Genomic DNA, 14,171 nt, shown 5'->3' with positions numbered 1-14,171 from the left:
ATACATCAATTTCTATACTTTTTGGGAGAATCCTCTAACTAATAAAACAGATAACCCGTTAGTGTTATTTCATTTCCTTCTTTATCTGTACCGATTGGGTCATGTAATGAGACATCTTTTTTTACTTTTTTTAGTGCACGTAAATGCATAAGAATTTCATTTTCTATACACCTTGCTGCATATGTGGCTAATTTCGTTCCCTTACCGTAAGAATAGCTCTCAATTGCTTTTATTAATCCAATAGTTCCAATCGAAATGAGGTCTTCAGAATCCTCACGCGTATTCTCAAATTTTTTGACAATGTGAGCGACTAAGCGAAGGTTATGTTCAATCAGAATGTTTCTAGCTTCTTCATCTCCCTTCTCCATTAATTCTAAATATTTACGTTCCTCTTCTTTTTTTAGTGGTTGTGGAAACGCATTATTTTTAACAAACGAAACAAACAACATCACTTCTTTTATAAAGTAGGTGAATGCGGCAATAATACTTGACACTTTCTCACCTCCAATTAGACTCATATCTCATGTCTATGTTGGATTGGGCTTGACTGTGTCTGTACAATAAAAAAAGAACAAGTTGTTTCTACATCCATAACTTCACAACTAAGCATTTGTGACATAGTTTACCACTAGGCACCTGTTATAATTTCAAAACCTATGTATGATAAGGTGGTTAGGAATGGCGGATACAAAAGACATGCAAACGTATGAGATCGAACTCAATGAGTTGAAAACGAGGCTATCCGTAGCAGAAGAACAGCTAAGAGAACATGAAGAGTTACCAACGGTAGAAAAAACGGAAAACATGATCAAAGAAGCACTCGATCAAGTACCAGACTATGATCGTGTAAAAATTATTATTCAAGATACGATTTATGAAGAGCAGTACGTTCGCAAAGATTTTGTTGAAAAGAAAATAGCTAGACTTAAGCTATGGTTGTATGCGTCAGTTGTAGGGATTGCAACGACGTTCATTAGTACATTTCTGCTTTGAGCGGAAAAGCTTTAGTTACCTGTTGATTATTAAACTGTCCTAAAAGCGGATTCATCCCCTTTTAGGACAGACTTAAACTGATCAAATGATTTTTGTTTCGAAATGACTATCTACCTGTTATTGAGCTTATTAATCAGTATTTTATCATCCCAATTTGAACTTTCCTCAACACCTCATTGGCATCATTCCCTGCTAATATGATCAAATCTTCTAATCTTTTATCACGTAATCGATCTAGAGCTACGATTTCTTTGGCTAATTCAATTAACTGTTTATCCATGCTAACCACTCCCTCACTATCTGACTGATTTGTTACTCTGATTTTACGGTAGATCAAATGTTTTTACATCAGGATTGGAAGATAATGTACGAAAAAACTTTTACTATTGGACCAATCTTTCAACATGCATACATTTATTATTCAATTGGTGACAAATCAAAAAAATATCGTCAAAATCATACAAATACAAACAAATTATTGGTATCATTTTAGTGAATATGCATTTAATCATAAACGAATAAACAGTTCATTCATACGTTACAGAAAGGGGTGCTCGTGATGAGAGACGTAATAAGAGGTGTAAGTGTACATACCACTGGAGATGGATTACAGTATTATATCCACTTTGATCAAGATGGGACAAAGCTTGTTAGTCAACGTGAATATGAAGAAGCCGTTCGAACACTAAATGAATGGAAGGAAATTGTCGAGCAAAAAAATAAAGAAGCTACATTAGTTCACCTTTAGTAAAAAACTCGTTCAGCATTCGTACTGAGCGAGTTTTTCTCAACATCATTATGGGAAATACCCATCTTTCTCTTCAATTGAAAATAATGTTTGCATTTGCTTAATAACCTCGTATAATTCAGTGCTTTCCTCTTCTTCCCTAGCAACATTCTCCATTTCACTATATGAATATAGTAAAAGCTCAGCAGGGTTTTCTTGGAACTGACGATTAGTTGCAGGCGTTGTGAACACTCCGTCTGTTTTAGCTTCTACTTCTTCTGTAGTCATTGTTTGTAAGGTGTCCTTGATTTTGGTTAAATTAGCTTGTAGCGACTCAGGAAGAACGCTTACATGACGTTCAAAGCGTTCAATCATTGATAACATCTGTTCTCTCTTATCCATATGTTCACCTCTCAACATTTATCATTTTCATTCTTACTGTTACTATGTACATTCTTTAAGAAATTATCACAACATGAACCCTTCCTTTATGTCGTGACGGTACGACTTGCTAATATATTTCTAAAGCAATTGAAGTTGCGAATTAGTTTTACTATACTTAGTTTAAAATACAGGAATGTTGTTTCACATTCATAGGATGAGTAACGATCATTTATGAAGATCCTCAATTAACATCCATTAACAATTTTATTGAAAGCGTGAGGATCTCTACAATCCTAGGCAAAACGACGGATGACATCAGAACACACTATAAATGAACAGATTACTAAATGATAAGGAGCAAATAAATTGAGTGTTGAATCCATTAAAAATCAACTTCAAGGTCGAAAGGCCAAGATTCTTGGTCATGAGAATTTTTTAAAGTCTGCTGTAATGATACCACTTATCGAAAGGAATGGGGAGATAAACCTGTTGTTTGAGGTACGCTCTCATCAACTACGAAGGCAACCAGGGGAGATTTGCTTTCCAGGAGGCAAAGTTGACGAAAGTGATAAAGATGAGGAACATACAGCGATTCGTGAGCTCTGTGAGGAACTCGGTTTGCCAGCGAATCAAATCAACACAGTAGCATCCCTTGACTATGTCGTAACGCCATTTGATTCATTAATTTACCCATTTGTCGGTGAAATTGCCCCTCATGCGGTGATAAGCCATAACCCATTAGAAGTTGATGAGGTCTTCTATGTTCCACTGGACTATTTTCTTGAAGCAAAACCACAACGTTTTGATATCAATCTTAAAGTGGAGCCTGAAAAAAATTTTCCTTACCATCTCATACCTAATGGTAAAAACTACAATTGGCGAGTAGGGGCGATTCCCGAATATTTTTATGAGTACAATGACTATGTAATCTGGGGATTAACCGCTCGAATTCTACATCACTTTTTAGAATTGATCCGAACAAACGTATAATACTACAGAGGCGTGAGTATCCTGTTTTGTGCACGCACGCCTCCTATATCGCACAACCTTCTCCCCATTCGTACACTCCTTTTTATACTTTACGAAAAATAGTCCGACAAAACTTAACAAGTTTCAAAAAAAGTGTCAATTTTCTAAAGATTATACTTGAAACAATTCTAAATATGATGTAAATTCAGTATTAAGTCGAAAAATCTTTTACAAAAGGGGGATTGTTATTATTTCTTTTCAATCACTATTACCCTATGTAAGCGCTTATAATTCAGACTATTTTCAATAATGTGTTTATTACATGCTTTTATTTATTGTTTTCCTAGAAAAGCGGGTACGTTTTAGTGAGAACAAAAAGAAAAGCTATCTTTTTGTTCATGAATTGTAAGCACTTTCAAAAGAGGAGAGGAGAGGAAACATGAGCGCATACAAAAAAGAAGTTTGGTTTACGATCATTATGTCAGGTCTATTTTTAATTTCAGGTCATATGGGATTTATCTTTTCATTATTTCCTGTTGACGGTTGGCTATTCGGGTTTCCGATCATGTACATCGTCCCTATTTTAATCGGTTGGTTTGGTGTTCTCTTTTTAACAATTATTGCAGGTAAAATCGGAAATCATATCGATGCAGCCATTGAAGAAGAAGACAAGCAGAACCGAGACAACAGTACAGAAAGAGGGGTGAGCTAAGATGGATCAAACATGGCAGTTATCGAATCCAATCATTGGTATCACCGCCGTAATCGCAACGTTCATCTTGTTTTACATCGTCGGTTATATTTCAAATCGCGCAAGTAAATCAGTAGAAGACTTATATGTAGCAGGTGGTGGTGTTGGTCCAGTAACCAATGGGCTCGCAATGGCATCAACGTACATGAGTTTAGCTACATTTTTGGGTGTTACTGCTCTTATTTTAGATTTACAAGTTCCGTTTGTTTTAATGTGGATTCAAATGATTCTTGCAATCCCTTTAATTACGATCATCTACGGGACAAGCCTGCGTCGTATGGGTGCATTTTCACCAACTCATTTCGTTCGTGAACGCTATGGGAAATCAGCATCCATTATTGCAGCTGTATTTATGATCCTCGTATCAATTATGTACTCCCTAGGACAGATGATTGGGATTGCAGTTACTTTTGAAACGTTGTTAGGTATACCATACTTAACAGGTCTCATTGTTGGTGGGCTTTTAGTTGTTGGTTATGTCACTGTCGGTGGAATGTCTGGGGCTACAAATAATGCCGCCATTCAAATGGTTATTATTGCACTTATGTTTATCATCCCACTTGGGGCGATTATGAAAGCAATGGGAGGATCTGGTTGGTATTTCCCACCGTTATTTTATGCAGACATGGTTCCTCAAATGCTAGAAGCGATGCCTAACTTCTTTGATTATCAATATTCAAGCAAATGGTATTTTGCGATTATTCCAGCTCTAACCTTAGGTTCTCTAGGTTTGCCACACCTTGCTATGCGTATTTACACGGCATCGAGTTTAAAAAGTGCCCGTCAAGCCATGATTTGGTTTGCCTTTGCACTTGGTTTAGTGTTTTCCGCTACGTATGCAATGGGATTTGCTGGCGTTTACTTTACACAGGCAGAGAACATTACGATTGCACCAGGCGATATGGATAAGCTGACGATTATTTTAAACTTAGTCTATAACCCAGAATGGGTAACTGCACTGGTTATCGCAGGGGCTATTTCAGCTGGTCTATCGACTCTCGGTGGTAACTTACTTGCTATTGGCGCATTAATTTCACAGGATATTGTTTCAACGCTTAAGCCGAACTTAAGCAATAAATCCAAAGTCCGTCTAGGCTATATATCCATTGCGGCTGGTGGTATTGCTAGTATTTTACTAGGGATTAACCCACCTGATTTCCTCGTCGTTAGTATTCTCTGGGCATTTGGTCTTGCTGGGGTTACAAATGCACCACTCATCTTAATGGGCGTTTGGTGGAAAGAAGCCAACAAATATGGTGCAATCGCTGCTTCAGTTATTGGTGGTTTACTTTATATCATTGTCTCACCATTTGTCTTCCCTTCCATCGTTGTGAGTGGCCATGCGACAACGGACGGAATGGGACTATCAGGTGCAATGCTAGCTGTTCCTGTTAGCTTTATATTACTAGTCGTCGTATCCTATGTAACTAACCGTATCTCCGCACTGAAAAGTAACTTAACGACGGAAGCTGATCACAAGTTAATTGAACGGGTACACGGTTGGAGTGATGTTAATCCAAAAAGATATAACAGTAAATTCGGTGCTTTCTTAGTCACTGCAGTCAGTGTTGTCGTCTTTATTTGGGCACTTATGCCTTGGAATATGTAACACGTATACATGTAACAACCACTGTTCCAACAATGCAGAAACTTTAGTAAGAGGGGATTTTCATGACCGGACTAACACTACTATATAGAACACTACTACTTGACAAACAAGCCATTCAAACCTTAAGTGAATCGAAGCAATGGAACATGTGGGCAAGAATCGTTGTAATCGCTTTGGGGGTTGTATATGGGATCTTTTCCATTCGCCAAAATGCAACCTACATTGCTAGCTTTGAAACTGACTTTTTACGAACATTAGTCGTTCCTGGGATCTTCATTTTCTTTGGAATCGTCACAATGGTTCTGACACGATTAGGGTTAGCTTTATTGCTATGGGCCGGTGCACGAGGACTAGGTGGTCCAGGTTTTGTCAGGAACCTTACACGAGCATCTAGCTTTGCCTTAATCCCATCGATGTTAGCGATACCTGCATTTATTTCCCTTGGAGCAAATGATTCAATATCGATCATCCAAGGATTAGCAACACTCCTAGGGATTATATGGATCTACCGCATTTGTGTAAAAACATTAGAGACTACCCAAGGGTTTATGCGTTGGAGGGCAAATGTTGCTGTGATTGCGATCTTTATTTTCTTCATTTGCATCTACTATATCGTTACACCACCAAGTTAAAAGCTCTTACCATCATGTCGATATTTCCTTGGAAATATCGACATGATTCTTAAGTATAAAAAGTTGACGGGACAAAACTAGTTAATATTATTGGCAACCGCTTCACTCGCCAAAAGCCCGTTGTAAGAAACCCACTCCCAACGGGCTTTTTAAAGATGGTGGCGGTTACGCTTATTGCTTAGAGTCTTGGATAAAAGGTAAAAAGACAACCTTTTGTCCAAGACTCTTTATTATGTTTCTATATGTTGATTCATTTCTTCTTGAGCATTAACTGCCTTTTTGTGGAAAATTACCGAAAATGCTAACATCATTAAATTACCGGTAATTAATAAAGCTGAGTGGAATGTCTCTTTTCCTTCTACTGGTATAACTAACCCGAGAAAGAGGAAGATACTAACAGATACTAGGATAGAACTAAATCGCTTATAATCATTTATCTTACCTTCTAGTTCTCTCATCTCTTTTTCTTGCATAACTTTCCCCTCCTATCAACTCCTTTCATTTTACCATTTGAATGATTAAATACGAACAAGTAATTGTATCCAAATCACTTCTTAAAACTCCTACAAGTCTATCGCCTAACTTATATCCAGGCAGACGCCGCCTCAAGCGCCTTTTCCCTCCCTCGACAATCAACCTCTTCTACTTCATTAAAATGCATCATACTCTAATCACAATGACGTGAGTGCGCCTTCTTAACACATTGACCCCATGCTAAAACACTGAGTTCCAATTCCAACTAAAAAAGCCTAATCTCATCAGATCAGACTTTTTAACGAATTATGCAGCGTGTTTTAGCTCTTCAACCATTAATAGTACTAACTTCGCCGAGTTTACAGACGCCGTTTCTAAAAATTGATCATAAGAAAGTTTAGCTTCAACCCCAGCAATATCAGAAAGAGAGCGAATCACAACAAATGGACATTCAAATTGGTAGCAAACCTGAGCAATCGCTCCAGCCTCCATTTCGGCACAATAAGGGTTAGAAAAAAGCTTTTTAACCTCTTCGACACGCTCGTGATCACTCATAAAAGAATCTCCTGAAACGATTAAACCTTTTGCAGAGTCGACCCCTACACTAGCAGCACTGCGTTCAGCAATGTCTACTAATTCTTGAGCAGGTGGGTAAGCAGCCGGCATCCTTGGAACTTGTCCAAACTCATAACCAAATACCGTTGCATCGACATCGTTATAGCGCACTTCTGTCGAGATGACGATATCACCTACCTTAAGACCTTCATTAAATCCGCCAGCAGAACCAGTATTGATCACATACGTTGGCGAATACAATTGAATTAACAGAGTCGTTGCAATTGCAGCATTAACCTTACCAATGCCTGATTTTAATAAGACCACTTCCATATCATTAATTTTACCATGATGAAACTCACATCCGGCAATGACCTGGTCTTTTCGATCTACAAGCTTTTCCTTTAATAATTCTACTTCCTCATCCATTGCTCCAATGATACCTATTCTCATACGTCAATCCCTTTCATTACTTTTGTTTATAGTTTGTATGCTCTATAGTATACATCTTCCTGTTTTTTATTTCATCCTATTTCCTTTTTCCGTTTTCATTTGGTATAGTATTGAACAAACAAATAAAAGGGTGGTTGAAAGTATGCAGATTCACTTAGAAACAATTGATGATAAAATCGAATGTTTTGAAGCCTCAGATATGAAAACATTAGAGAAAAAAATCAATGAACAAATTGATAACAACAAAGCATTGTTACTCGAAGTCAAACAAATTTCCCATCACGTCCACAGTGATCCACAGTCAGGTAGACCTACATATACGGCGATTGTTCATTTCGGTGCAAAAAAACGTGACTAAACCTAAAAGAGGCTACTAAAAAGTAAAACTTAAACACCTTTTTAGCAGCCTCTATCTAAGTATTTGTTCTATTGATACGGGTTACTATCTAACACTTCTACAGATGTTGGTTTCCACCCTTCATTCATTACCCATTCAAGCCTCACTTGGTAAGGGGTTTGTCTATTTTCATACGTACTGACCGTTCCTACAGCAGTTTGTGGACTCCCTCCGTTTCCGAGTCGCCAAATAACCATATCTTCTCCTAAGCCCGTCGCATATTGCAATGCCCTTTCCATCTCTGCCCAATTTTGTCCATTCTCATCATAGTCTGCCACAAAAGGTTCTTCCGCTGACTCCTGTTGAGAGGTACCAATTGGTTCCCATTCACCGTCATTGACCTCGGGTAATTCATCTTCTTCAAGGGGTTCTTCTTGCTCTTCTTCTTCATTCGGGACAGACTCACTTGGATCTGGTTCACGTGCTTCCTGCTGATCATGTTGTTCTTCATCACGACCTTGCCCTGCTTCTTCGTTCTCCTCTTCTTCATTTTCCGTGATATCATTGATCGTCTCTTCTGAAGTTGGATTGCTTAGAAAAAGCTGAGCACCAAAAAATAAAATTAATAGTGCAACGATCCCGATTGCAATATTTAACAGCCTATTGATTCTTTTTTTCTTTTGAAGCTGATATCTGTTTGTACCTTGCATATCCTCACCTGCTTTTGCCTTCGATTCTTATATTCTTACATCATCATTATAGCCGATACCCGCTGTTTTTTCGAGATGGTCTTTTGTACGATTCAGTAATAACAGGTAAAAGTAAAGGAGGCTACTCAACACTGAGCAGCCCATTCTGACGATTTATTTCACTTCTAAAATTTTTATTTCCATTTCTCCACCAGGAGTGTTGACTACAACAACGTCACCAACATGCTTACCTAGCATACTTTGTGCCATCGGTGAATCATTCGAAATCTTTCCTTCAAGTGGATCTGATTCAGCACTTCCGACAATCGTATACTCTTCTTCCTCTCCATCAGGTAATTCAATAAACTTTACTGATTTACCTAACGAAACAATCGTCGAATTACTATCATCCTCTTCAATGATTTCAGCATTACGAATCATTTTCTCAATTTGAGAGATACGCCCTTCCACAAAGGCTTGCTCTTCTTTAGCCGAATCATACTCTGAGTTCTCTGATAAGTCCCCAAAGCTTCGTGCAACTTTTATTCGTTCAACAACTTCTTTACGTTTTTCCGTTTTTAAATACTCTAATTCTTCCTCTAACTTTTGTTTCCCTTCAAGCGTCATATAGTGCTTTTTTTCTTCCGCCATTGAAACTTCACTCCTCTTTGTCGTTTACAGAATATCATTACATTTATGGTAAAATTTAACCAAATGAATGTATGTATGTAAGAAGAAAAGCAAGGCAGTGTACCTCGCTTTTCTTATGCTATTATAAAAATGCCTTTTGTTCAATAATGGTTCTTATTTTCGTCACCATTAGATCAATTGCGACACGGTTCTGTCCACCTTCTGGGATAATAACATCAGCATAGCGTTTTGTTGGCTCAATAAAACGTAAATGCATCGGTCGTACAACTGAAGTATACTGGTCAATCACCGATTCTAGTGTTCGCCCTCGCTCCGAAATATCCCGAGCAAGTCTTCGAATAATACGGATATCTGCATCAGTATCGACAAATAACTTGATATCCATTAACTCTCGCAGACGCTCATCCTCTAGAATTAAAATGCCCTCTAAAATAATGACATCTTTTGGTTCAATGACTGTGACCTGCTCTGAACGAGTGTGCTGCTCATAATCATAGACGGGCTTTTCAATCGTCTGTCCTGCTAGCAACTGCTCTAACTGTTCAATTAATAAATCATTGTCAAAAGCCAATGGGTGATCATAGTTCGTCTTTACACGCTCATCCATCGTTAAATGACTTTGATCCTTATAATAGGCATCTTGTTCAATTAATACAATGGATTGATCATTAAAGTTTTGAAAGATCTCTTTTGCCACTGTTGTTTTCCCTGATCCAGTTCCACCAGCGACACCGATGATAATCGGTTTATGCATTTGCTTGAACCCCTTTACGCATCATATCGTATGGATGCACAGGACGATCCACATGGAATCGTATCACTTGAAGTGGATGTCTTGCTGCATCAATTTCATTCCCATCCTCATCCCAGATCGTACCGATCACTTGTCTATAGTTTTCGATATCAGGACCGAAGAATTCCACTTCATCTCCAGGTTTGAAATAGTTACGCTGTTGTAGCGTGACTATGCTTGTCTCTTCATCATAATCTAGGACAAGCCCTGCAAAGTCATACGTTGTTTTCTTACCATGATTCCCAAACATCTGCTCTTTATAAGTGGGAGTATTTTCAAAAAATGCAGGAGCCGTATCGCGGTTCGCACATTTGTCTAACTCTTCTAGCCATTCCTTCTTAATTTTAAAGTTTTCAGGGTCTGCACAATATGCATCAATTACTTTTCGGTACACAGAAGTGACTGTAGCCACATAGTGGATCGACTTCATTCTTCCTTCGACCTTGAGACTATCAATTCCTGCTTCAATAAGCTTTGGAATTGATTGAATTAAGTTTAAATCTTTTGGACTCATCGTGTATTGCGCATCTTCTTCTTTAAATAATGGATTTTCTTTGACACTACCGTCTGTATGTTCCTCTTCAAAAAGGTCATAATCCCAACGACAAGATTGACAACAGCCACCACGGTTTGAATCACGAGCCGTCATATGGTTACTTAAGACACAGCGACCAGAGTATGAAATACACATCGCTCCGTGAACAAACGTTTCAATCTCAATATCGACATTTCTCTTCATTTCAAGCATCTCTTCTAGGCCTACTTCTCGGGCTAGAACGACACGTTCTAATCCTTCTTCTTTCCAATACTTCACCGATAACCAGTTCGTTAATGATTGTTGTGTACTCAAGTGAACTTCAACTTTAGGAGCGACACGACGGCATGTTTCAATAATTAAAGGATCAGCCACGATAATTCCTGTGATGCCTACATCTTGTAAGTCTTTTAAATACTCTTCTAATCCATCCATATTTTCATTATGAGCATAGATGTTAGTTGTTACGTAAATTTTTGCTCCATATTGATTTGCAAACTCAACACCTTCACGCATCTCTTCACTAGAAAAATTATCAGCATTTGAGCGTAAACCGAATTCTTGTCCACCAATATAAACAGCGTCTGCTCCGTAACGAACTGCGATTTTTAATTTCTCTAAATTACCTGCTGGTGCTAATAGTTCTGGTTTTTTTGTGATGATACGTTTACCTTCTTTTGTTACTTCAGCAATGGCTTGCATCATACACCCCTCCTTAATATACCGTTTCTTTAAAGAAGAATCCTGTATCGATCTCTCGATTGTGAGGTTGAATCTCATTGATTCGTTTTAAATACTCTTCTTTTTTACTGTCATACTTCTCTTCATCTTCAAAATATAAATCAATCGCTTCTCGGTACATGTTCACGACTTCTTCAAGATAGTCAACTGACTTTAAGATTCCATCAATTTTAAAGCTATCTATCCCCGCATCTAACATTTCCTCTAACTCATCAATGATACAAATATCCTTTGGACTCATAATATGGGTTCCGCTTGAATCTTCAAAGATCGGATATTTTGCATCACGCTCAGGATCATAAAGGAACATATTGCGGTCTTTGCCACGGTTTTCGACGCTTAAACTTTTCCCTTGAAATTCCATGTAGTTACCGATTAGCTTTCGTTTTGAATGAAACATCGCTGTCATGCCATGAACTTGAACTTCAATTTCAACATCAGCGTTTTCTTTGATTTCGACAATCGCATCCATATTGATTTCACGGGCAAGAACGGCACGTTTTGCTCCCTTACGTCCCCAATAATTAGCCGTATAATAGTTCGTTGCCGTCGTTTCTGTATTCCAATGCAATTTCATATCAGGTGCTACTTCACGAGCCGTCATTAAAACAGCTGGATCACCAAAAACAACCGCATCGACAGAACAGTCATTTATAAATCGCAAATAATCAGCTAACTCATCAACACGTTCATTATGAAAGATCGCATTCATTGCGACATATACTTTTGCTCCTAAACGATGAGCAATTGATACAGCTTCTTTCACATGCTCACGCGTAAACTCACCAGCTAAGCGTAAACCGAACCGCTCTTCTCCAATCATAATAGCGGTTGCTCCCGCAGCTACTAATCGTTCAATATCGTTAACCTCTGTTGGTGTTACTAATAATTCTGGCTTATTGTCGGCCATTTTACTCTCACCTACTTTTAATTATTTCTTTCGTTTAACACTAACTGCGATACCATCTCCAATGGGGAGGATCGTTGTTTCATATTCAGGATGAGCGGTAATCCACTCATTATATTGTTGAAGTTTCTTAACTAGGGTCTTTAGCCGCTTAGGTTCAGCGTTTTGATTTGCTACTAGTCCTTTAAAGAGGACATTATCAGAAAGAATCATTCCTTGCTCATTGACTAGCGCACCATAATGCTCAAAAAAACGTTGATACTGACCTTTAGCCGCATCAATAAATAATACATCAAAGGGGCCTAATTTTTCAATCTCCTGAACCACCTCTAATGCATCTCCAAAAATAACCTTAATTTGATCGCTTACGCCTGCTCTCTCTATAAATTCCAGCGCTTTTTCATAGCGCTCAGGGTCACGTTCAATTGTTACAATTTGACTATCAGGCAATTGCTGTGCCATTCGAATTGCAGAATATCCAATCGCAGTACCTATTTCTACTATTTTCTTTGGCTTCTGTACATTTAACAATTGGAGCATCGTTTCGATTCCAACAAGCTCCATAATTGGTACATCGTGAATAGACGCATACTGCTCTATCTCGCTAATAAGCTCATTTCGTGGCTTAATAAGCGATTCGAGATAATCATTAATTTCTTTTGATATCATCAGAAATTAGCTCCTCTATAGTATCCTAATTTAACGACTTATTTTATCATAAAAACAAAGGGAATGCGAATTTCTCGCACTCCCACTATTCTCCAGCTTCAACCCATTCATGTCGATACTCTTGATGAACTTCGTGATGTTCACGATACGTTGTATTGTAGATTACTTCACCATTTCTTCTTGCATAAAAATAGAGGTAATCTGTAGACTCGGGCTGCAAAGCAGCTCGGATCGCATCTTCACCAGGATTGGCAATCGGACCAATTGGAATTCCTGGATATTTGTACGTATTATATGGTGAATCAACTTCTAAATCAGCATACGACGTCATGTAACGGTGTTCACCAATCGCATAAGCAACAGTAGGATCGACCTGTAATGGCATCCCTTGATCTAAACGATTGTATAGCACCCCGGAAATAAGATAACGATCTTCTGATGTTTGTGCTTCTCTCTCAATGATAGAGGCAAGTGTCAACAATTCATGAATCGACAAAACACTATCATTTACGTCTTGTTCATACTTCGTAATGACGTCAGATGTACGCTCAATCATACTAGTAATGATTTGCTCGACTGGCATATCCTCGTCTAGAAAGTCATATCGAGCAGGAAACAAATAACCCTCTAATGGTTGTTTGATGCCTTCAGCTAAAATATCATCGGTTAGTAGGTCATAATTAGCAATCAACTCTTCGATCATATCACGATCAGCGAAAACTTCTTCAATCTCAGCTTGGTCATACGTTGTATGCTCAGCAATCGTTGTTACAATATCTTCTAACCAGAGACCTTCAGGAATCGTAAATGTAAGCTCCGGTTCTTGATGAAGAGTCCCTTCTTTTAACTCTTCAATAATCTCCCCTAGAGTCATCGCTTGGTTCAATTGATAATCTCCAGCTTGAAATCCCGTTTCATTGTTATATCTAACATAATAACGGAAGAAGGTGCTATTTTTAATTAAGCTTTCTTCTTCCAAAATATTTCCTATTTGTGTGCTTGATGATCCTATCGGAATATGGACATCAACCAATTCAGTATTTGTTTCATCAACAGGACCTAATGCACTTTTTACATATAAATAACCGCTTAAGCCGATAACAGCCACCGCGATTACAAGAACAATCACTGTAATGAAGACGATCTTTCTAACAATTCTCGCTTGTTTTACTTGCTCTGTCAACCCATCATCTTGGGTATCTTGGTTCTCATTTTTCAATGCTCTCCCCCCTTTTCCTGTATCATTATACTACATGTAGCAAAAATTTCAGCAGGAAATGTCGAAAAAAAAAGCAAACCTCG

At 38.2% G+C, this 14,171-nt stretch carries 18 protein-coding genes and 1 pseudogene; 7 read left to right on the top strand and 12 right to left on the bottom strand.

Annotated features, from left to right (window positions below; translation table 11 throughout):
- Window positions 1–47: 47 nt before the first annotated feature.
- Window positions 48–494, bottom strand: a pseudogene (gene sigK / locus KH400_RS02980) (RNA polymerase sporulation sigma factor SigK); the annotation flags it as partial.
- Between the two features lie 184 nt (window positions 495–678).
- On the opposite strand from sigK, the gene KH400_RS02975 reads away from it, so the two are divergent.
- Window positions 679–993 carry a hypothetical protein gene (locus KH400_RS02975; protein ID WP_217221710.1) on the top strand — a complete coding sequence of 105 codons (315 nt, stop codon included), beginning with the start codon at window positions 679–681 and terminating at the stop codon, window positions 991–993.
- A 133-nt stretch (window positions 994–1,126) separates the two neighbouring features.
- Here the strand turns inward: KH400_RS02975 and ykzB are convergent, their stop codons facing one another.
- Window positions 1,127–1,273 (bottom strand): protein YkzB, encoded by a 147-nt coding sequence (gene ykzB, locus KH400_RS02970; RefSeq protein ID WP_217221709.1) that lies wholly within the window; start codon window positions 1,271–1,273, stop codon window positions 1,127–1,129.
- A 279-nt stretch (window positions 1,274–1,552) separates the two neighbouring features.
- On the opposite strand from ykzB, the gene KH400_RS02965 reads away from it, so the two are divergent.
- On the top strand, window positions 1,553–1,741 hold the full coding sequence (locus KH400_RS02965) for a hypothetical protein (protein ID WP_217221708.1): 189 nt from the start codon (window positions 1,553–1,555) through the stop codon (window positions 1,739–1,741).
- Between the two features lie 48 nt (window positions 1,742–1,789).
- Here the strand turns inward: KH400_RS02965 and KH400_RS02960 are convergent, their stop codons facing one another.
- Window positions 1,790–2,122: a hypothetical protein gene (locus KH400_RS02960; protein WP_217221707.1), complete on the bottom strand. Its 333-nt coding sequence runs from the start codon at window positions 2,120–2,122 to the stop codon at window positions 1,790–1,792.
- Between the two features lie 348 nt (window positions 2,123–2,470).
- Between KH400_RS02960 and KH400_RS02955 the strand changes: the two genes are divergently transcribed.
- The 4 genes from KH400_RS02955 (at window position 2,471) to KH400_RS02940 (ending at window position 6,065) form a co-directional block, all read left to right on the top strand.
- Window positions 2,471–3,094 (top strand): NUDIX hydrolase, encoded by a 624-nt coding sequence (locus KH400_RS02955; RefSeq protein ID WP_217221706.1) that lies wholly within the window; start codon window positions 2,471–2,473, stop codon window positions 3,092–3,094.
- A 418-nt stretch (window positions 3,095–3,512) separates the two neighbouring features.
- Complete coding sequence (locus KH400_RS02950) at window positions 3,513–3,785, top strand: hypothetical protein (RefSeq protein ID WP_217221705.1); 273 nt, start codon at window positions 3,513–3,515, stop codon at window positions 3,783–3,785.
- Between the two features lies 1 nt (window position 3,786).
- Complete coding sequence (locus KH400_RS02945; RefSeq protein ID WP_217221704.1) at window positions 3,787–5,433, top strand: solute symporter family protein; 1,647 nt, start codon at window positions 3,787–3,789, stop codon at window positions 5,431–5,433.
- Between the two features lie 62 nt (window positions 5,434–5,495).
- Window positions 5,496–6,065: a YIP1 family protein gene (locus KH400_RS02940; RefSeq protein WP_217221703.1), complete on the top strand. Its 570-nt coding sequence runs from the start codon at window positions 5,496–5,498 to the stop codon at window positions 6,063–6,065.
- Window positions 6,066–6,295: 230 nt separating this feature from the next.
- Here the strand turns inward: KH400_RS02940 and KH400_RS02935 are convergent, their stop codons facing one another.
- Complete coding sequence (locus KH400_RS02935) at window positions 6,296–6,538, bottom strand: YrhC family protein (protein ID WP_217221702.1); 243 nt, start codon at window positions 6,536–6,538, stop codon at window positions 6,296–6,298.
- Between the two features lie 307 nt (window positions 6,539–6,845).
- Window positions 6,846–7,547, bottom strand: coding sequence for a 5'-methylthioadenosine/S-adenosylhomocysteine nucleosidase (gene mtnN / locus KH400_RS02930; protein ID WP_217221701.1), 702 nt, complete (start codon window positions 7,545–7,547; stop codon window positions 6,846–6,848).
- Between the two features lie 142 nt (window positions 7,548–7,689).
- Here mtnN and KH400_RS02925 point away from each other — a divergent pair, with 142 nt between their 5' ends.
- On the top strand, window positions 7,690–7,905 hold the full coding sequence (locus KH400_RS02925) for a YrzA family protein (protein WP_217221700.1): 216 nt from the start codon (window positions 7,690–7,692) through the stop codon (window positions 7,903–7,905).
- Between the two features lie 68 nt (window positions 7,906–7,973).
- Here KH400_RS02925 and KH400_RS02920 read toward each other — a convergent pair whose 3' ends face one another.
- From KH400_RS02920 to mltG, 7 genes are all read right to left on the bottom strand, one after another.
- Window positions 7,974–8,594 carry a YrrS family protein gene (locus tag KH400_RS02920; protein ID WP_217221699.1) on the bottom strand — a complete coding sequence of 207 codons (621 nt, stop codon included), beginning with the start codon at window positions 8,592–8,594 and terminating at the stop codon, window positions 7,974–7,976.
- A 153-nt stretch (window positions 8,595–8,747) separates the two neighbouring features.
- Window positions 8,748–9,224, bottom strand: coding sequence for a transcription elongation factor GreA (gene greA / locus KH400_RS02915; protein ID WP_217221698.1), 477 nt, complete (start codon window positions 9,222–9,224; stop codon window positions 8,748–8,750).
- Window positions 9,225–9,345: 121 nt separating this feature from the next.
- A complete protein-coding gene (gene udk / locus KH400_RS02910) occupies window positions 9,346–9,978 on the bottom strand; it encodes a uridine kinase (RefSeq protein ID WP_217221697.1) in 633 nt (210 codons plus the stop codon).
- Window positions 9,971–11,254 (bottom strand): peptidase U32 family protein, encoded by a 1,284-nt coding sequence (locus KH400_RS02905; protein WP_217222094.1) that lies wholly within the window; start codon window positions 11,252–11,254, stop codon window positions 9,971–9,973. The genes udk and KH400_RS02905 overlap by 8 nt, the downstream gene beginning before the upstream one ends.
- 13 nt (window positions 11,255–11,267) lie before the next feature.
- A complete protein-coding gene (locus KH400_RS02900) occupies window positions 11,268–12,203 on the bottom strand; it encodes a peptidase U32 family protein (RefSeq protein ID WP_217221696.1) in 936 nt (311 codons plus the stop codon).
- Between the two features lie 21 nt (window positions 12,204–12,224).
- A complete protein-coding gene (locus KH400_RS02895; protein ID WP_217221695.1) occupies window positions 12,225–12,869 on the bottom strand; it encodes an O-methyltransferase in 645 nt (214 codons plus the stop codon).
- An 85-nt stretch (window positions 12,870–12,954) separates the two neighbouring features.
- Window positions 12,955–14,088 carry an endolytic transglycosylase MltG gene (gene mltG / locus KH400_RS02890; RefSeq protein WP_217221694.1) on the bottom strand — a complete coding sequence of 378 codons (1,134 nt, stop codon included), beginning with the start codon at window positions 14,086–14,088 and terminating at the stop codon, window positions 12,955–12,957.
- Between the last annotated feature and the right edge of the window lie 83 nt (window positions 14,089–14,171).

The sequence above is a fragment of the Desertibacillus haloalkaliphilus genome, from assembly GCF_019039105.1.
GTDB lineage: Bacteria > Bacillota > Bacilli > Bacillales > KJ1-10-99 > Desertibacillus > Desertibacillus haloalkaliphilus.
Note: the sequence above shows the minus strand (reverse complement) of the source record. Positions and strands in the feature narration are given on the sequence as shown.